The organism is Bradyrhizobium sp. ma5 (genome assembly GCF_042258955.1).
Taxonomy (GTDB): Bacteria; Pseudomonadota; Alphaproteobacteria; order Rhizobiales; family Xanthobacteraceae; genus Bradyrhizobium.
Window position 1 is genome coordinate 7795187 of record NZ_CP170156.1, and the last position, 19331, is coordinate 7814517.

Annotated in this window: 14 protein-coding genes; 11 read left to right on the forward strand and 3 right to left on the reverse strand. The window is 65.2% G+C overall.

The window, feature by feature from the left end; all coding sequences use genetic code 11:
• Nucleotides 1–312: 312 nt before the first annotated feature.
• Nucleotides 313–1401 (forward strand): radical SAM/SPASM domain-containing protein, encoded by a 1089-nt coding sequence (locus ACE103_RS36770; RefSeq protein WP_375776987.1) that lies wholly within the window; start codon nucleotides 313–315, stop codon nucleotides 1399–1401.
• 72 nt (nucleotides 1402–1473) lie between these two features.
• Here the strand turns inward: ACE103_RS36770 and ACE103_RS36775 are convergent, their stop codons facing one another.
• Nucleotides 1474–2442, reverse strand: a complete 969-nt coding sequence (locus ACE103_RS36775) for a hypothetical protein (RefSeq protein ID WP_375776988.1) — start codon at nucleotides 2440–2442, stop codon at nucleotides 1474–1476.
• A gap of 419 nt (nucleotides 2443–2861) precedes the next feature.
• Here ACE103_RS36775 and ACE103_RS36780 point away from each other — a divergent pair, with 419 nt between their 5' ends.
• From ACE103_RS36780 to ACE103_RS36810, 7 genes are all read left to right on the forward strand, one after another.
• Entirely contained in the window at nucleotides 2862–3788 is a 927-nt protein-coding gene (locus tag ACE103_RS36780) for a DUF6492 family protein (protein WP_375776989.1), read from the forward strand.
• Nucleotides 3782–5224, forward strand: a complete 1443-nt coding sequence (locus ACE103_RS36785; protein WP_375776990.1) for a lipopolysaccharide biosynthesis protein — start codon at nucleotides 3782–3784, stop codon at nucleotides 5222–5224. The genes ACE103_RS36780 and ACE103_RS36785 overlap by 7 nt, the downstream gene beginning before the upstream one ends.
• A gap of 4 nt (nucleotides 5225–5228) precedes the next feature.
• A complete protein-coding gene (locus tag ACE103_RS36790) occupies nucleotides 5229–6047 on the forward strand; it encodes a class I SAM-dependent methyltransferase (protein ID WP_375776991.1) in 819 nt (272 codons plus the stop codon).
• Nucleotides 6044–6796: a polysaccharide deacetylase family protein gene (locus ACE103_RS36795; RefSeq protein ID WP_375776992.1), complete on the forward strand. Its 753-nt coding sequence runs from the start codon at nucleotides 6044–6046 to the stop codon at nucleotides 6794–6796. Before ACE103_RS36790 ends, ACE103_RS36795 begins: the two co-directional genes overlap by 4 nt.
• A gap of 150 nt (nucleotides 6797–6946) precedes the next feature.
• Nucleotides 6947–9265 (forward strand): exopolysaccharide transport family protein, encoded by a 2319-nt coding sequence (locus ACE103_RS36800; protein WP_375776993.1) that lies wholly within the window; start codon nucleotides 6947–6949, stop codon nucleotides 9263–9265.
• A 65-nt stretch (nucleotides 9266–9330) separates the two neighbouring features.
• A complete protein-coding gene (locus tag ACE103_RS36805; RefSeq protein ID WP_375776994.1) occupies nucleotides 9331–10437 on the forward strand; it encodes a glycoside hydrolase family 5 protein in 1107 nt (368 codons plus the stop codon).
• A 93-nt stretch (nucleotides 10438–10530) separates the two neighbouring features.
• Nucleotides 10531–12033, forward strand: a complete 1503-nt coding sequence (locus ACE103_RS36810) for a hypothetical protein (RefSeq protein ID WP_375776995.1) — start codon at nucleotides 10531–10533, stop codon at nucleotides 12031–12033.
• A 59-nt stretch (nucleotides 12034–12092) separates the two neighbouring features.
• On the opposite strand, the gene ACE103_RS36815 is transcribed toward ACE103_RS36810, so the two are convergent.
• Nucleotides 12093–12692 carry a DUF1080 domain-containing protein gene (locus tag ACE103_RS36815; protein WP_375776996.1) on the reverse strand — a complete coding sequence of 200 codons (600 nt, stop codon included), beginning with the start codon at nucleotides 12690–12692 and terminating at the stop codon, nucleotides 12093–12095.
• A 219-nt stretch (nucleotides 12693–12911) separates the two neighbouring features.
• Between ACE103_RS36815 and ACE103_RS36820 the strand changes: the two genes are divergently transcribed.
• Nucleotides 12912–13382 (forward strand): cupin domain-containing protein, encoded by a 471-nt coding sequence (locus ACE103_RS36820; protein ID WP_375776997.1) that lies wholly within the window; start codon nucleotides 12912–12914, stop codon nucleotides 13380–13382.
• 56 nt (nucleotides 13383–13438) lie between these two features.
• On the forward strand, nucleotides 13439–13780 hold the full coding sequence (locus tag ACE103_RS36825) for a hypothetical protein (RefSeq protein ID WP_375776998.1): 342 nt from the start codon (nucleotides 13439–13441) through the stop codon (nucleotides 13778–13780).
• Here ACE103_RS36825 and ACE103_RS36830 read toward each other — a convergent pair.
• Nucleotides 13754–17866 carry a GAF domain-containing protein gene (locus ACE103_RS36830; protein ID WP_375776999.1) on the reverse strand — a complete coding sequence of 1371 codons (4113 nt, stop codon included), beginning with the start codon at nucleotides 17864–17866 and terminating at the stop codon, nucleotides 13754–13756. The genes ACE103_RS36825 and ACE103_RS36830 overlap by 27 nt on opposite strands.
• Before the next feature lie 402 nt (nucleotides 17867–18268).
• On the opposite strand from ACE103_RS36830, the gene ACE103_RS36835 reads away from it, so the two are divergent.
• A complete protein-coding gene (locus ACE103_RS36835; RefSeq protein WP_375777000.1) occupies nucleotides 18269–19321 on the forward strand; it encodes an Ldh family oxidoreductase in 1053 nt (350 codons plus the stop codon).
• The last annotated feature ends 10 nt before the right edge of the window (nucleotides 19322–19331 follow it).

A 19331-nucleotide genomic window follows, 5' to 3' on the forward strand; every position in this document is an offset into this window, starting at 1 on the left:
CAGCGATACGGCCGCGGATCGAACGTTACGGCGACCTCATGGCAAAATCCGCTCCAGGTGAGACCCGCGTTACCGCAACTTCGTCGCAAGGTTAATTTGAAGTCGAACGAAGCGATTCTGCTGGAACGAGCGGCCGCGTGGGAGCGAGGCCTCGCGATCGGCGGCACGCCGTTAGCTGATCCTTAGGGTTAAGAGCCGTCACGCGCGCGTGCCGTGTGCCTTGCGCTCCGGTTGGCATTCAATTTGCTGATCACCCCATAAATCCTCGATCGATCCGGTCGCAACAACGCAAAACACTGCTTGAGGTTTACCTTGAAAGCGCTCGACCTCGTCTCGCTCGGCACCAAGCACGTCCGCAACGCCCTCTCGGAAGAGCTCTATTTGCGCACCGGACGGGACGTCACCCGCCCGGCCGCGATCTTCGCCGAGGTGGTCGAACGCTGCAATTACAAGTGCCGCTACTGCGACTACTGGCGCCGTCCGAACTATCGCGACGAGATGTCGATCGACGAATGGCAGCGCGCGCTCGCGAGCCTGAAGGAATTCATCGGCGCCTATCACGTCGAGTTCGCCGGCGGCGAGCCCTACATCAAGAAGGGCTTCCTCGACCTGCTGCGGTTCTGCCGCGACAACGACATCCACTGGGGCGTCACCACCAACGGCGGCGCCTACCTCAACAAGAAGATCGTGGCGCAAACCGTCGAGGCACACCCGTTCAACATCAACATCTCGATCGATTCCACCGATCCCAAGATTCACAACTATTCGCGCGGCGTCGAAAACTCGCTGAGCGACATCGTGCAGGGCATCCGCAACGTCGCCGAACAGCGCCGTGCCGAAGGTCTGGATTTCCCGATCATCATCAAGCCGGTCGTGCACCGTCTGAACTTCCGCCGCTTGCCCGAAATGGTCGACTGGATCCAGCAGATCGGCGCCACCGCGCTGAGCTTCCAACCGGTCGAGCAGGGCACGCAAGAGGTCGAGGACGAGCTGTGGATCGGCGAGAACGAGCTCGACGATCTCATCAAGGTCCGCGACGAGTTGTTGCGGATGAAGCGCGAGGGCGCGCCGATCCTCAACGGCGAGGCCGTGCTGCGGGCCTGGCCGAACCATTTCCGCCGCGAGAAGGCGCCGAAGGAAGTGATGCCCTGCCGCGTCGGCATGCGGAATTACTTCATCCGCTCCGACGGTCGCCTGGAAACGTGCTGGTTCTTCAAGCCGATCGGTAACGTGCGCACCCAGACCGCACGCGAGATCTGGTACAGCGAGGAAGCCCGGGCTCGCCGCAAGGAGACCGTCGCCTGCGACAAGCTCTGCCTGTTCACTTGCCTCGCGCAGCGCACGCTGCAGGACAAGCTGAAGATGGGCCTGACGCTGTTGACCAACACCAAGGCCGCCTGACGCAGCAAGAGGGAAACAGCAAAGCCCGGTCGGTCCAGGGACGGATCGGGCTTTTGCGTGATCGTGCTGAGCTCAGCCCGCGAACAGCTTGCGGAACAGGCTCGCGGATTCCGGAAACTGGCCGTTGTCGATCTGCGTCGGCCACAGGCCGTCGACATCGAAATAGGCTGCATAGGCGATCGCGGCCTGATTTGCGGCGAACCAGTCGTGCATCTGCTGCACGAAAAGCGCGTTGTCGCCGGATTGGCCGACGCCCCACTCCGGATAGCTCATCAGCTTGCCGTGCTTCGCTGCGAACGTCCGCTGCCATTCGAGACCAAAGGGCGCCTTGAGGCAGGAATTGGTCCAGCGCTCCGCCGCGCTGCCTTCGGATTTGAAATCGTAGACGTCGAGGCCGATGAAATCGACGACGTCATCGCCGGGATAGACGGCGTCTGCCGGCATGTCCTGCGCTCCCCAGCCCGGGCACCAGTCGAATTTGAAACTGCAGGAATGGCGACGGAAGATTCCGACCACGCGGCGAAACGCCTTGATGTAATCGTCCTCGTGGCCCTTGGCGAACCAGCCCGAGTTGGAGATGTTCATCTCCCAGCCCAGGCGGATGATCGCCTTCGGATGCGCTCCTGCAATCGCGCGCGCGGCCACCTCGAACTCGGCATCGTTCAGGCCGCCCGCGACATCGGTGAGCGGCGTGCCTGACATGGTGAGCGGTACCGACCACACCAGATTGCGCGCCGGATTGAGCTTCTTCCAGAGCCCCGGCACCCAATCGAGCTTGTGAAAGTCGTCCCAACTGCTCTGGCCATAGAAGTCGACGCCGAGCACTGACGACCGCGGCCGATTGAGCCATGTCTCCCAGGTCTGCAACACATGCTCGCGGCCGATCTCGCCCCAATTGACGAAGGCACCGGCGAACCGCGCCGACCCCGTCCCGAGTTGCGATCGGGCTGACGGCGCGGCCCGCGCGGTCGACAGTCCGCCCAGGGCAAGCGCCGCGACTGCGAGGGCATCGCGCCGCGTGATTCCGCGATCAGTCGGCATCGTGCGCTCCAGCCGGCTCGCTTAAAGCGCGCGTGCCAAAAGCACACAGCGCCGACAGTGCGGATGTCTCGAAATGGACTGATGGTGCAGCCCGCCGTTCGGCCGTGCCGCTTACCCACCGGAAATACCATCGAATCTGCATGTGCACTCGCCTGCGCCGACCACGTCGGCATTCGAGACGCCAGCACTGCAATATCCGGGCAACATCCCGGTCCAGCGTCAAAATCGCGCAGCCGGACGATGATTTGCGATCCGTTAACGGCCGCGGCGGGCCGTCATTTAGCAATCGTTAACCATCAACGCCGTCGATAGGGTCATCAAATTTCTCCGGCACCGATCTTGCTGAACTGGGGTTCAGGACAAAGTCCGGCGGCCACAATGTGCCGCCGTGAAACGGTGTCGCCGGAGAGAGTTACGAGATGAACCCTGTCGCGTTGCTGACCCCGACCTACGGGCGCGATCTGGAAATTTGCACGCTGCTCTGCGAGAGCGTGGATCGTCACGTCACGTCGTTCTCCAGGCACTATCTGCTGGTCCCGGATTGCGACCTGCCGCTGTTCGCGCCGCTGACCAGCGAGCGCCGCATCATCATTCCGGCCTCCTCCTTCCTGCCTGACTGGCTGCGGCCGCTGCCGCGCATGATCCAGCGCAAGCGCCGCCAGTTCTGGTGGTCGCTGCGCGCCAAGCCGGTGAACGGCTGGCACGTGCAGCAGATCCTGAAGATCGCGGCGACGATCGCGTTGCCTTATGAGCGGTTCTGCATCCTGGATTCCGACATCGTGTTCTTCCGCGATTTCGACCTTTCGCGCTTCCAGTATCCGAACACGATCCCGCTGCTGAAGATGGTGGACGCAGTCACCGCCGACCAGCCGCGCCATTCACGCTGGCTTGAGACCAGCCATCAGCTGATCGGCCTGCCGACGCCGCCGTTCCCGGCGCCGGATTTCATCGGACACATCATCTTCTGGGACAAGCAGACCACGCGCGCGCTCGCTGAGCGCATCGAGGCCGTCTCCGGGATGAGTTGGATCGAGGCGTTGTGCCGGACCCGCGAGTTCTCCGAATATCTGCTGTACGGCTTCTTCGTCGAAAACGACGAGTCCGCCGCGCTGCGACACTCAGACGTACCGAAGACGCCATGCGTCAGCTACTGGGACGATCCGACCCTGAGCAAGGACGAGCTCACCCGGCTGCTGCTGCGCGCCAACAGGGACGACGTCGCATTCTCGATCGCATCGTTCTCGGGGACGCCGGTCGCGACAATTCGCGAGGTCGTGGCCGAGAGCGACGCGATCCTGGCGTCGTCGGCGGCCACAATGGTCTCGGAGCTCGCCGCATCATGCTGATCGGACAGGCCAGCATCAACCTGACCGCCAACGTGCTCTCGGCGCTGCTTGGACTGCTCAGCGTATTCATTTTCACGCGGCTGTTCACACCGCATAATTATGGCGTCTATCTGCTCGGTGTCGGCTTCGCCTCGGTCATATCGGTCTTCCTGGTCGGATGGTTTCGCAACCTGATCCTGAGCGGCCATGCCCGCAACGACGGCACCGATGTCCGCGGCCTAGTCGTGTCGGGTTACCTGATCTGCTGCCTCTCCGCGCCGATCGCCTACCTGCTGGCCCGCCTCGTCGGCCTCGATGGCGCCGCCGCGCTCGCGGCCGTGGTCCTCGCTGTTGCAATCGGCCTGTTCGAGCTGACGCAGGATCTGCTGCGTGCGCGGCTGAAGGCGCTCTCGGTCATGAAGGCCACGCTGGTCCGCGCGGCCGCCCTGCTCGGCCTTGGCGTCGTGGTTGCGCTGGCCAGCCCGACCGGCGTGCTGCTGCTGCTCGCGGCCGCCTCGGCCTATCTCGTCGCGGTGCTCGTGCAATCGCGCAGCGCATGGCGCGGCACCATCGTCAGTTTCGACCGTGCCGACCTGCGATCGCTCGCCCGCACCGGCCTGCCGCTGACCTTGTCGCTGACGCTGCTCGCGATCTCGAGCGTGACCGATCGCTTCATGATCGCCAACCTGGTCGGCGCGGCCGATGCCGGCAAATATGTCGCCGCGCTCGACCTGGTGCGGCAGACCCTGATGATGCCGGCGATGAGCATGGCCGCGGCGTTCTTTCCGATGGCCGTGCAGATCCATGCCCGGCAAGGCGACGCCGCAGTCACGAGCCATCTCGCCGATTGCCTCGAGCTGCTTGCCGGCGTCACGCTGCCGGCCTGTCTCGGCTTTGCGCTGATCGCCCCGCACGTCGCCAACATCGTCCTCGGCGCGGACTTCCGCGCGGTTGCAAGCGAGATCATGCCGATCATCGCGATCGCCGTGCTGTTCCAGGTGCTGACGCAGCAATATCTGCATGCGAGCTTCCTGCTGTCGGGACGCAATTCCTTCTACCTGATCAACACCGCCTCGATCATCGCCGCGAATGTGATCCTGTCCTACGTGCTGGTCAGCCTTGATGGCACGATCGGCGCGGCATGGGCGCGGCTCGGCGCCGACATCACGGGCTTTGTCTGCGCCCTGATCCTGAGCCGCTTCGCCTTCCGGGTTCCGATCCCGCTCGGCAGGCTCGCGCTGATCGCGATCGCCGCACTCGCGATGGCGCTCACCGTCGGCGCGCTCGATCGCGCTCTCGACCTCACCGATCTCCCCGCCAGCATCGTGCTGATCGGAGCCGGGCTCGTCGTCTATGCCGCGCTCTGCTGGCTGTTCGACATCGCGCGCCTGCGCGGCCGGCTGAAGCGGGGCCTTGTCATGTTCTACACCAGATCCGCAAACAGCAACGTTGGATGAGCCGATGAACAGATCCCTCGCGCTTGCTACGCGTCCCGCCCCGCTCGCCGAACTCCCGATGCCCGTCCCCGCTGAAATCCATCCGGAATCGCTGCTTGCACTGCCGCCCGGCGAAGCCAAGCAGAGCCTGCTCACGGTTCACAGCATCCTCGAAGCCCGGCTGCCGGCCGGTCCGCTCGCGATATACGAGGCCGGCGGCGGCTCGACCAGCTATCTGCCGCTCGGCGTGCTGCGCCGTTCGCATGTGACCGTCGTCGACATCGACGCCGATCAGATCCGCAACAACAGCTACGCGCAGGAAGCCGTTCTCGGCGACATCCAGACCTATCGCTTCCCGCCGCAGCAGCGTTTCGACCTGATCATCTGCTACAACGTCATCGAGCACATCCCCGACGTGGAGGCCGTGCTGAGCGGGTTCTGCGAGGCGCTGAAGCCGAACGGCCTGCTGCTGATCGGCGCACCGAACCCGAAGTCGCTGTCGGGCATCGTCACGAAATACTCCCCGCACTGGTTTCACGTCTGGTTCTACCGCCATGTGCGCGGCGAGAAGCACGCCGGGCTGCCGGGCGAGGCGCCGTTCCCGACCCATTTCCATCCGCTGGTGACCCTCGGCAACCTCGAGGCGTTCGCGGCCGGCCGCGGACTGCAGGTGATCTACCGGAAGAAGTACGAGAGCCCGCGCTATCCCGAGATGCGCCGGCGCAAGCCGCTGCTGGCCACGCTGATTGACGCGGCAGCGAAGACGATGAACGCGCTGCTGCCGGGCAAGACCGACGTCCGGCACGGCGACTACCACGTGATCTTGCGGAAGCTCGGCTCATGAACGCATTGTGGTCGGAAGCCAGGGTCAAGGTCAGCCACCGGCTGGCGATGCATGTACAGGTCGAGCGTTTTCGCCTGAACAATGCCACGCCGATGGTGACCTTCACCTTTGACGATCTGCCGAAGAGCGCGGCGACGTTCGGCGCCGACATCCTGGAATCCTACGGCGCCCGCGGTACGTTCTACGTGTCGGGCGGACTGGTTGGACTGGACGCACCGGACTGGACCACCGGCAGCGCCGACGACGTCATCTCGCTGCATCGCCGTGGCCATGAGGTCGGCTGCCACACGTTCTCGCACCGCCGCGCCTGCGATCTCGACGAGGCCTCGCTGGCCGCGGAGATCGCGCGCAACCGGACCTATTTCCATTCGCTCGATCCGACCATGCCGGTCGAGACCTTCGCCTACCCGTTCGGCTACGGCTCCTACGCGCGGAAGCACCAGTTGAGGTCGGAATTCCGCACCTGCCGCAGCATCGTGCCCGGCGTGAACAGCGGCGAGGTCGACCTGCAATTCCTCCGCGCCATGCCGCTGATCGACCGCCAGATGTCCCGCGACCGGATCGACATGGCCTTCGCCGAGGCGGCACACATGAACGGTTGGTTAATTTTCTACAGCCATGACGTCGCCGACACGCCGAGCCTCTATGGCTGTACGCCTGACCTGATGACCTACACGCTGGAGACGGCGGCGCGGCGCAATGTCCCTGTGCTGACGATGGCGGAGGCGTTCCGATGCGCCCGCGCTTAAACCCTTTGTTTGCCTTTCTGGTGAATAGTCGGCGAATGAGTATGGTTAATTTTTCGTGTTGCGTGTTTTCCGCGTCTCGTGCGCGTTGCGTGGCCCGAAAGAGTGCTCCTCAGCCGATGCGTGCGGCCATTCAGACGGAAGCTGGGGTCGATGCTTAGCTATGACCAGCCGATCAACCGGGCCAAACCGGAGCCGCGCCGGGCCGCAATCCCGGCCGGCTTCAACGTGCTCGAGCTGGCCCGGCTGCTGTGGGCGCGCAAGGTCACGATGGTCTCAGCCGCACTGCTCTGCGCCTGCATCGCGGTCGCGGTCGGCAAGAGCCTGACACCGAAATATACCGCCGGCGCCCAGCTCTATGTCGATCCGCGCGAGCTGCAGCTGGTCGAGCGCGAGCTGACCCCGCGCGCCCAGGATGTCTCCGGCCTCTCGATGGTGGTCGAGAGCCAGTCGCGCCTGATCACATCCAACAACGTGCTGCTGCAGGTGATCCGCGACACCAATTTGGTGAAAGATCCCGAGTTCGGCGGTGGTGCCGCGAGCCGCGGCCTGCTCGCCTCGCTGCTCGGCCTGTTCGGCATCGAGCCGCGCACGACGGCCGAACAGCAACAGCAGATCGAGATGACGACGCTCGACACGCTGAACCGTCATATCAACGTCAAGAAGACCGATCGCACCTTCATCGTCGATATCGACGTGTGGTCGCACGATCCGGTCAAGGCGGCGATGCTCGCCAACGCGATTGCCAAGGCCTATCTCACCGAGTCCAAGCAGTCGCAGGCCGAGGCCGCGCGGCGCGCCACCCGCGACCTGTCCGGCCGGCTGAAGGAGCTACAGCAGCGCCTGCGCAACGCCGAAGAGACGCTCGCGACCTACAAGGCGCAGAACAACTTCGTCGGCTCGCAGGACAATCTGCTCACCGACCAGCAGCTCTCGGTCGGCAACCAGCGGCTGGCCGCCGCGCGGGCGCTCACGCTCGATGCGCAGGCCAAATATGACCAGCTCGAAGCCAGCCGCCGTGGGTCGATGGACGCGGGCGCGACCGCCGAGGCGCTGCAGTCGCCGACCATCGCCAATCTGCGCTCGCAATATGCCGATGCGAAGAAGCGCCAGGCCGAGCTGCAGGGCGAGCTCGGGCCGCGCCATCCGGCGCTGCGCCAGGTCGAGCAGCAGGTCGAGGACCTGCGCCGGACCATCAAGGAAGAGATCGACCGCTTTGCGGTATCCGCGAAGAACGATCTGACCCGGGCGCGCGACTATGAAGCCTCGCTCAACAAGGCGCTCGACGTTCAAAAGCACCAGAGCGTGCAGATGAGCCAGGCGTCGGTGCGGCTGCGCGAGCTCGAGCGCGAGGTCGATGCCAGCCGCGACGTCTATCAGTCCTTCCTCAAGCGCTCGCGCGAGACCGAGGAGCAGGAGAGCCTCAACACCTCGAGCGCGCGCGTGATCGGCGATGCGACGATCCCGCAGCAGCGCACTTTCCCGCCGCCGATGACCCTGCTCGCGATGATCGGCTTCATGTTCGGCGCCCTCGCCGCAGCAGCCTGGATCGTTGCAGCCGGTCAGCTGGCGCCCGGCGCCGATCCGATCCGTCCCAGGCTCCAGCCGAAACAGGATGCCGTGCCGGAGCGGCAACCCGTTATCGCGATGGCCAAGCCGCCCGTGCCGGCGCCGCCCGCGATCCAGCCGGCTGCCGCTCTGATCGACAAGCCCGTGATCGAGAAGCCGCTGATCGCCGAGCTGCAGGAATCCGACGTCATGCGCACGCTTGGCGGTATCCTGACCGGCGACAATCCCGCCGACGTTACGCGGTTCGGCTGGCCGACGCTGCGGACCAGTTCGGCGCTGGGGCCGTTCTCCAACACGATGCGGCAGATCCATGCAGTACTGGCGACCGGCGCCGCCCCGGAAACCGTTCCGGTGCTGGCCGTGATCGGCAACGCCGACAATCCCGACCGCAGCGTTGTCGCGCTCAACATCGCGCTCGTCGCCTCACGCGATGGCGCCCGCGTCCTGCTGATCGACGCCGACGCTGCCGTCCACGCGCTGACCGACAGGGTCGCGCACCCCATCCAGAGCAAGCCGAGCCGGCTCGACTGGCTCACCATCGGCAGCAAGGCGTCCCGCGCCATCAACACCGCAAACGGCATTGCCATCCTGCCGGCGATTCAGGGTAATCCCGCCAGGGCCAGCGAGGCGATCCAGAAGGTGATCGCGCAGGCGCGCTCCGCCGGTGGCTACGATCTCGTGATCCTCGACGGCCCGCCGATGCCGTGGGGTGCGGACGAACGGCGGCTGTTCGACATGGCCGACGGGCTGATCGCGGCGCTGCCGGTGGATCGCGACATCAACGCGTCAATGGAAGACATCATCACCGCGCTCGGTGGTGCCGAGCGCAAGCTCGCCGGTGTCGTGCTCAACGAACTCCAGCCGACTGTCGCAAGTCCGCAACGCGACAAGCAGTATGCGTGAGCAACGCGCCAGCCGCGCCGCGTTCGGCGTCGCTGCTGCGACATTTATCGCGAGTTGATCCTCCAATGGCCCGGCTATCGATCCCCGCCATCATCGCCGCCGCATCCATTCTGCTGTCCGTCGCCGCGCGGGCCTGCCCTGCCCTGATCGAAGGCGTGGCCCCGGACCGGATCAAGGCCTTGTCACGCGGCGTCAATGCCGACGGCTGGATCGCCGATCCGCGGTCAGCGCCGCCGCGCGGCCTGCTGCTCGAACTGCGCAAGGCCGGCCTGACCCACATTCGGCTGCCGGTGCCTGCCGACTTCGTCATGCCGCGCTTCGCCACCAAGGCGGAGATCGACAGCCGGCTGCAAACCGTCGATGCCGCGCTGAAGACCCTGCTCGCACTCGGGTTTGCCGTGTCGATCGACCTGCATTCGGGCCAGCACTTCAACACGCTGCACAAGGACGATCCGCCCGGGGCGATGGCCGAGATGAAGAGCGCCTGGACCGCACTCGCGCAGGTCATGCAGCGCTATCCCTCCGATCGGGTGTTTGCGGAACTGCTGAACGAGCCGGAGGTTGATGCTGCGCAGTGGCAAGGCGAGGTCCGGGAACTGGCCGGCTTCATTCGTCAATTGCTGCCGCAGACCACGCTGATCACGGGTCCGGTCAACTGGCAGCGCGCGGACTCGCTGCCGGGCTTCACCCCGCTCGACGATCCGAACGTCGTCTATGCCATCCACTTCTACGATCCGATGGTATTCACCCATCAGGCCCATTGGGATCGGAACGAGCCGCTCCACGACGTCGTCGGATTGCCCTATCCGATCCGTGCCGACGATCCGAAGGTTCAACAGTTGCGGGAGCAGTTGACCGCGCTGAACAAGCCCAAGGCGCTTGCGATGGTCGACCGCGCCATCCAGGGCCACGACATCGACCAATGGCTTGAGCCCGCGGCTGCCTGGCAGCGGCAGTATTCCCGCCCGATCATCATCAATGAGTTCGGGGTGCTGAAGGCCGGGGCGCCGCGCGACAGCCGGTTGCGCTGGCTCGCCGGCGTCACGGCCTACGCCCGGCAGCAGTGCTGGAGCTGGACCCATTGGGAACTGTCGCAGGGCTTTGGCCTCGCCGACGCCGTCACCGGCAAGGCCGACCGCGACGTGTTGAAGGCGCTGCTCGGGAGCCGCTGACCCATCTGGTTAACCGGTTCTTACACAATGCGCGGCTAGATCGGCGATTGCGGGTGTGGCACGCCACCCATCCGGTCATTTAGGTCAGAGCCTGTGCGAGCAGACATAGCCCCGCGGCCGCTGTTGGCCGGCGACCTCGTTCCTGCGCTCGGCATCGCCGTGGCATCGATCGCCTTCGCGCCGATCATGCAGGCGGCCAATGCAGGGCTCGCGATCGCCGTCGAAGGCCTGATCGGCTGCGCCATCGTGCTCGCGGCGCCGGCCTATGCGCCGTCGATCGCCATCTTCATCATCTTCTTCCAGAACCTGTTCGTCTCGATCCTGTCGTCCTACATCACGACCGAGCAGGAGATGGATTTCGTCAAGGGTTACAATTTCCTGATCTGCGCGGTGATGTGGCTGGTGACGCTGGCGCTGTACCTGCTGCGTGAGCGCAAGCATTCGCCCGAGATCGACCGCATCATGAATTGGGGGCTGATGACGCTTGCGGTCGTAGGGGTGTATTTCCTGCTCGGCGCCACGCAGGACGCGCATGCCGCCCTCGTCTATCTGCGCAACATCGCATTTCCGCTGTTCCTGTTTCAGCTGTCGCTGCTGACCGCCGCCACCTTCGAGATCCGCATCACGCCGTTCCTGGTGACCGTCGCTACGCTGCTGATCGTCTGCGGCTATGTCGAATTGCTGTTTCGCGACTTCTGGCTCGAGATCACCAACGGCTACACGTTCTGGCACTTCGACGAGCTGAAGGCGACCCGCTCCGGAGCCTGGGAAGCCGAGATGCGCCAAACCGGCAATGTTCCGGTCGATCTGATCGACCGCTTCCGCTTCAGCTTTCTCAACAGCCCGTTGTTCGAGGATCTCGGACTGTCGTCGATCCTGCGCATCTTCGGACCGAACATGAGCCCGATCAGCTTCGGCTACGGGATCGCCTTCTCCATCCTGTTCCTGTTCGCGGTTGGATATCGCTGGCTGGCGCTGGTCGCGATCCCCTTGCTGATCTTCTGCAGCGTGAAGGGCGCGCTCATCCTGGTCATCTTCGTGGCCCTGGCCTGGACGGCAACCTGGCTGCTCGGCGCCACCGTCACCCTTGCCGTCGCGCTGGTCGGGCTCGTGGGGTACGCCATCGCGGCGATCCATATCGGGCTCCAGATCGGCGACTTTCACGTGATCGGCTTCATGGGCGGCTGGGACGGCTTCCTACACAACCCGATCGGCCGCGGCCTCGGCGTCGGCGGCAATCTCTCCGAAGGTTACTTCTCGATCGACTGGAACGCCGCGCAAGCGGCCGGCACGATGGACGGCGCGGTGGAGAGCGCCGTCGGCGTCCTGCTCTATCAGATGGGCATCGGCGCAGTGGTGCCGCTCGGCTTCTTCTTTGCGGTGGCGCTGAAGGCCTGGCGCCTTTACGCCTCGTCCGGAATCCTCATCCAGGGCCTCGCTGCGTTCGGCACGATGGTCGTGCTGGTGAACGGCATCTTCCAGGAGGAGGCGCTGTTTGCGCCGCCGGCGCTCGGGCTGTTGCTGTGCCTGACCGGCCTCGTGATCGGTCACCATTTGCGCACGCAAGGCGACGATCTGAAGGCCTCCCAAGGATAGCACACGACACGCGATCAGGGCCGGCCGCCGCGCGACCGGGCTCTCCTCGGCTTGCATTGTCAGAGCGGCTTGATCTGCACCTTGCGGAACTTGACCACGCCCGAACCATACTGGAGCGCGATGTAGCCGTTGGCGTGCTTGGAATCCTGCGCGTCGACGGTCTTCTGGCCGTTCAGCGTCACGACGAAATGCGGCCCCTGCGCCGTGATCTCGTAGACGTTCCACTTGCCGGCCGCCTTCGGCATCGGATCGACCTTGCCGACGTCGACGATCGCGCCGGTGCCGTAGGTCGGATCAGGACGCTTGTCGAAGATGTTGACCTCGTAGCAGACCTTGGAGTCGATCAGCTTGTTGCCTTCGCAGCGGATGAAGACGCCGCTGTTGGCGTCCTCGTCGGTCCAGAACTCCGCGCGGATCTGGAAATCCTTGTATTGGGTCTTGCTGACGAGATAGGAGAGATCCTTGCCGTCGAGCTTGTCGGCGACCAGCGCGCCGTCCTTCATGGACCAATTGGCCTTGCCGACCTCGTCCCAGTCGCCCTGCTTGGAGCTGTCGAGCAGCGTGACCCAGCCGTCATCGCCCGATGCGGTGGTGGAAAATTGCAGCGCGGCCGCACCGATCACGAGTCCCGCCGCCAGTATCGACAGATGCTTCTTCAAGGTTATCCTCCCGTCTTTTGGTTGGCGCGCAACCTATCATCGTCTGCAGCGTCGTAAATGCGTTTTTCATATTGCAACTGCGTTGTGTCACGGCCCAATGCCGCAATCTTGAGAGCAGACATGCGCGGGCGCGTCTTGTCCGAGGCAAGCGGGAGCGATTAGCATCACGCGACATACGGGCGCGGCAGTCGCCCGAACGAACTGACTTCGGAGGATACGATGACGGCGTCGAACCGGTCCTGGCGATACCTGATGATGCCGCTTGTTCTTGCCGGCACGCTGAGCGTCAGCTCCGCGGCCGAGCTCAATCCGGCCGCCGTCACCTACAAGCTGCCGGACCAGATTCCCTGGAGCGCGGTCGACGCGCGCGGCGCGCAGAACGCCGTCGTGGTCGGCGATCCCTCGAAGCCCGGCTTCTATATGGTCTACACCAAATGGACCAAGGGCAATCACTTCAGCCGTCCGCACTTTCACCCGAACGATCGCTATATCGTCGTGCTGAAAGGCACCTGGTGGGTCGGCTCGGGTCCGAAATTCGATCCCGATCACGGCACCGTGGCAATGCCGGCGGGAAGCTTCGTCACCCATTTCGGCAAGCAGGTGCATTGGGACGGCGCCAAGGACGAGGACGCCGTGCTGCTGATCATGGGCGAAGGCCCAGCCACCGCGACCGAGGTGGAACAGAAGTAGCCGCGTTGCGTAAGGTCCATGCGATGCTATCATCGCAGCCCAAGGAAGGACCTTCGATGCATCCCGCCGCCAAGCTGCAATTTGCCCGCATCGCCGACGAGTTCGCGCGATGGCGCGCCATTGCCGAACCGGAACGGCCGCCGGCACCGGCGTGGTGGTGGGGACCGGCATTCGAGCTGTGCGATGCCGCCGAAGCGCTGCCTTCGACCTTGTCCCGCCGGTTCCGCCTGCCCGACGGAGCGAGCTTTGCGGAGGCATCGGCGACGCTGCGCCAGACCCTGGCCGGCCAGGCGATACCGTCCTGGCCCTATGATTTCTCGCGCTTGATCGCATCCACCGATTCCGACGTCCGCGACCTGCCCGTGCAGCCGTCAGACGACAGCGCGTTTCCGCCCTAGATCCGGCCCGGCCTCGCCGATCGCCTCGTCGTCCAGCGACGGCTGCAACGGCGGCGACGTCAGCACCGGCGACGTCTTCAACAATTCGGCGAGATCGCGCGGCGGCAGCGGCCGGCTGAACAGGAATCCCTGCATCTCGTCGCAGGCATGCGCGCGCAGGAACTCCTGCTGCTCGGAGGTCTCGACGCCCTCGGCGACGATGGTCATGCCGAGCGCCTTGCCCATGCTGATGATCGCCTGCGCGATTGCGACGTCCTCGGAATCGTCGGGCAGATCGCGCACGAAGGAGCGATCGATCTTGATGGTGTCGATCGGGAACTGCTTCATCAGCGACATCGACGAATAGCCGGTGCCGAAATCGTCGATCGCAAGCCGAATGCCCCGGTTCTGGATCGCGTCGAGCACGCGGACCGCGCGCGTCACGTTGCGCATCACCATGCTTTCGGTGACCTCGAGCTGCAGCAGCGCCGGCGACATGCCGCTCTCCTCGAGCGCCTCGTCGATGTCGTCGAGCAGGTTCGGATCGCCGAACTGTCGCGGCGAGAGGTTGACCGCCATCGTCACCGCCTTGAGGCCGCGGTGCTGCCACGCCATGTTCTGCGCGCAGGCTTCCTTCAGCACCCAGCGACCGATCGGCACGATCAGCCCGATCTCCTCGGCGAGCGGAATGAACTGCCCCGGCGACACCTTGCCGAGCTCGGGATGGGTCCAGCGCAGCAGCGCCTCGACGCCGCTGATCTGACCGCTCGCCATGTCGACCTTGGGCTGATACTCGAGCGAGAACTGGTCGCGCTCCAGTGCGCGGCGCAGTGCGCTTTCCGTCGTCAGGCGCTCGATCGACTGCGCCCTGACCTCGTTGGAGAAGAAGCGGAAGCCGTTCTTGCCGTCCTCCTTGGCGAGATACATCGCCATGTCGGCATTCTTGGTGAGCGTCTGCACGTCGGAGCCGTCGGTGGGATACGTCGCAATCCCGATCGAGGCCGTGGTGTGGCACTCGTGCCCGCTGAGCTGCATCGGCTGGCTGAGTGCGACCAGGAGATCGCCGGCAATGCGCTCGACGTCGTGACGTTCGGTGGTGTCCTCCAGGATGACCACGAACTCGTCGCCGCCGAGCCGCGCCACCACGTCGCTCGCGCGCAACGATCCACGCAGCCGCTCGGCGATCGCCACCAGCAGCATGTCGCCGGCGTCATGGCCGAGCGAATCGTTGATCACCTTGAAGCGGTCGAGATCGATGAACAGCACGGCGAGCTGTCGGCAATGGCGGTCTGCCGCCGAGATCGCGTGACGCAGCATCTCGTTGAAGGTCTCGCGGTTCGGCAGATTGGTCAGGCTGTCATGCGAGGCAAGATATTCGATCCGCTCATCGGCCTTGTGCTTCTCGTCGGCGCGGTCGAAGCTCTCGAGCGCGAACGCCAGATTGTCGGCGAGCCGCTGCAGCAGCTCGGCGAATTCCGGCGTGAACGTATCCTTCTCGATCGCGACGAAGATCATGACGCCGACGACCGATCCGCTGACGATCAGCGGAAACGAGGCACCGGACTGCGTTCCATCGAGACGCGCGCGCTCATGGAAAGCCGCGGTCTCGGTATCGGCAAAATAGTCGTTGATGATGCAGGCCCTGCCGGACCGGAACGCCCGTCCGCAGGCGCCGCGCCCCTCGGCGTGTGCCGCGCTGGTCGAGAGCGTCACCTGGCTCGCGCCGTCGGCGGCTGGGCCCGCGATCGCTACAATGCGGAGATAGTCGCTGCCCGGCTGCGCCAGCGCGATGGTGGTCGAGGTGAACTTGCCGCCGGTCGCCGCCGCCTCGCAGACCAGCTGGTAGAGCTCGGCGCGGGACTTCGCCCGCATGATCGCCTCGTTGGTCGCGCTCAGCGCCGCGAACATCCGCGACAGCCGCTCCTTCTGCTCGTCGGCCCGCGCCTTCTCGTCGGCGCGGTCGAAATTGGCCAGCGCAAACGACACGTTCTCGGTGAGCCGCTGCAGCAGCGCCATCATCTCCGGACTGAAGGTGTTGAACTCGCCGGAGAGGAACACCAGCGCGCCGATCGCCTCGCCGTTCTTGAGCAACGGCAGGGCCGCGCCGGATTTGCTGCCGCTGTCGCGCACGACCGGATAGACATGCGACTCGGGGCCGAAGTCGCTGAGATAATCGTTGCTGATGCAGGGCCTGCGGGTGCGGACCGCAACACCGGTCAGCGTTTGTCCCTCCGGACGCGTCGCATCGGCCGACAACCGGACTTCGCGGGCCCGTACCCTGTCGGGGCCGGAAGCAGCCACGTTCTCCAGGAAGACCTCGCCCGGGCGCACCAGCCTGATCGTGGCCGAGATGAACTGACCGCCGACCGCCGCGGCATCGCAGACCAGATCGAACAGCTCGCTGCGGGATTTCGCCCGCATGATCGCCTCGTTGGTCGCGCTCAGCGCCGCGAACATCCGCCTCAGCCGTTCCTTCTGCTCCTCGGTGCGCGCCTTCTCGTCGGCACGATCGAAGCTGCCGAGCGCATAGGCGACGTTGTCGGCGAGCCGCTGCAGCAGCTCGGCGAACTCGGCCGAGAAAGTGTTGCGCTTGGCGGAGATGAACAGCATCACGCCGACAGGCTCGTCGTCGACGATCAACGGAAATGCCGCGCCCGATCGGGCATCCTCGCGGTCGATGACGTCGCGGAACGGGTTGGCGACGTCGCCCAGAAAATCGTTGTTGATGCAGGCGCGCCGGGAGCGGAACGCCTTGCCGCAAACCCCGCGCCCTTCGGGACGCGCCTCGCTGCGCGAGACGTTGAGGCGGCGCGCATTCTCGGCGGTCGGCCCCGCCACCGCCATCATCTCCAGGAAGTCGTCGCCGGGTTTTGCGATCAGGATGCTGGTCGAGTTGAACCCGCCGCCATGCGCGGCCGCGGCGCAGACCAGCTCGAACATCTCGAGCCGCGACCGCGCGCGCATGATCGCCTCGTTGGTCGCGCTCAGCGCCGCGAACATCCGCGACAGCCGCTCGCGTTCGGCATCGGCCTTGGCCTTCTCGGTGGCGCGGCCGAACGTGTCGAGCGCAACCGAGACGTTCTCGGCGATGCCCGCCAGCAGCGCGATGATCTCTTCGTCGCGGGCCCAGGAATTGCCGATGAAGAAGATCAGGACGCCGATGCTCCTGCCGAACCGGGTGAGCGGCAGCGCGACGCAGGCCATCAGGCCGCTCTCGCCCGCCTGCGCCTGCGAGGCGCCCGTCGATATCGGAATGTCGTGCTCGATGCACGGCCGTTTGGTCCGGAACGCCTCGCCGCAGATCCCCTTGCCGTAGAGATTGTCCGGATCCGTCGAAAAGCGCGTCTGCGTGATCAGGTCGAGCGCCTCGCCGGTGCCGGCGACGGGCTCGAGCCAGTGCGTGTCGGGCTCGGCCAGCAGCACCACCGTGGCGAAGGATTTTCCGCTGAACACCGCGGCGTCGCACACCCGCTGATAGAGATCGTGCTCGGTCTTGGCGCGGAGGATCGCCTCGTTGGTTGCGCTGATGGCGCCGAACATGCGGTTGAGCCGACGCATCGCCCGCTCGCCGCTCTTGCGCGACGCCTCATGGTCGAAATTGTCGAGCGCAAAGGACACGTTCGCCGCGATGCGCTCCAGCAGCGACACGATCTCCTCGCCGAGCGAGTCGACCTCGCGCCGGGTCACCATGAAGACGCCGACGCTGCGCCCGTTGCAGACCAGCGGCATCGCCACCGCCGCGCCGACGCCGGCTGCCGCGAGACCGCTGCGCCAGGCCGACGAACGGGCATCGTTGAGATAGTCGTTGCTGACGCTGGCGCTCTGATCGCGGAACGCCCGCCCGGCGACGCCCTCCCCTTCCGGAACGTTGGCGAGGATGGAAATCCTGATGCTGCGCAGACGCGCGACATCGTCGCCGCAACCGGCGGCAAATGTCAGCCGACCGGTATCCGGCTCCAGCAAAAAGACGGTCGCGGCCAGGAAGCTCCCGCTCGAGAACGCGGCTTCGCAGACCTTTCCGTACAACTCTTCTGGTGATTTCGCGTACAGGATCGCTTCGTTGGTGGCATTCAACGCCGCGAATGTACGCCCGATGCTGGACTGCACGATCCCTGAAGGCCCCAGGGCCACCCCCTTCAATCTGCCGGGGAACATTGCCCGCGAGAGGCCTAAGTGATGGTTAGTGTATCCGGCAAGTTGTGAGACAAAGTAAACGGCTGACGAATCCCGGAGGCCGTTTTCCGGGATAATACGGACGCCCATGTGCCAGCCTGAGGCGGAGGGTTGCGGGACGCGGATTGCCGCCCCGGTTGCGCCTCCGGCGCGGCCAAATTCCGCAGCGCGACCGCGACCGTTCCATTCAGTGAAATCCCGGCCGGGAGCACCCTGCTGGCGGTATGGCGGACCGGATTTTCCGCCCTTGCTCGCCGGGCTTCGCTTTGAGACCATCAGCCTGACAACAGCAAGCAAGACCCGCGCATCACGCGGGCGGACCGCGAGGAAAATCCCATGCCGATCGTCCAGGCCGACCGTCTCACACGCATCGGCGCGGCGCTGCTCCGGGGCGCCGGCGCATCGGAGGAGGAAGCCAACGCGGTCGCCTCCGGCTGCGTCAACGCCAACCTCGCCGGCCATGACTCCCACGGCGTGATCGCGATCCCGACCTATATCGACCGCATCAAGGCCGGCCATATCGTCCCCGGCGCCAAATGGACCGTGGTGCAGGAGACGCCGACCACGACCGTGATCGACGGTCATTGGGGGTTCGGCTTCCACGTCAACGCCAAGGCGATGGAGATGACCATCAACAAGGCGAAGACCGCCAATGTCGCGGCCTGCACCGTGTTCCGGCAGAGCCATGTCGGCCGGCTGGCGCATTACCCGCTGATGGCGATGCGCGAAGGCATGATCGGGATCGCGGCCGCCGATTCCGGCCGCTCGCCGAAGCATGTCGCGCCGTTCGGCGGCCGCGAGGCCCGGCTCGGCACCAATCCGCTGTCGATCGCGGTGCCCTCCGATCTCGAGGCACCGTTCTATCTGGATATGGCGACCTCGGCGGTGGCGGCCGGCAAGATCCAGCTCGCGGTGGCGCGCGGCGAGAGCATCCCGAAGGGCTGGATCATCGATGCCGAGGGACGCGACACCACTGACCCTGCGGACTATCGCAAGGGTGGCGCGCTGCTGCCGCTCGGCGGCAGCGAAGGCTACAAGGGCTCGGGCCTTGCCGCGATGGTCGAGGTGCTGTGCGGCCTGCTCACGGGCTTGGGCTTCGGCGTCGAGCCGACCGGCCGTCACAACGACGGCTGCTTCATGGCGGTGTTCAATGTCGCAGCGTTCCGCCCCTTGCAGGACTTCAAGAAGGAGGTCGCCGATTTCGCCCGCTACCTGAAATCGACGCCGCCCTCGGAAGGGAGCCGCGGCGTGTTCTATCCCGGCGAGATCGAACATCTGCGCGAAGTCGAACGGCGCAAGAACGGCATCGAGATCGAGGATGCGACCTGGGACAAGCTCAAGGCGCTCGCGGCCGGTTACAAGCTCACCGACGACCTCGATCTTCGCTGACGCATTCAGG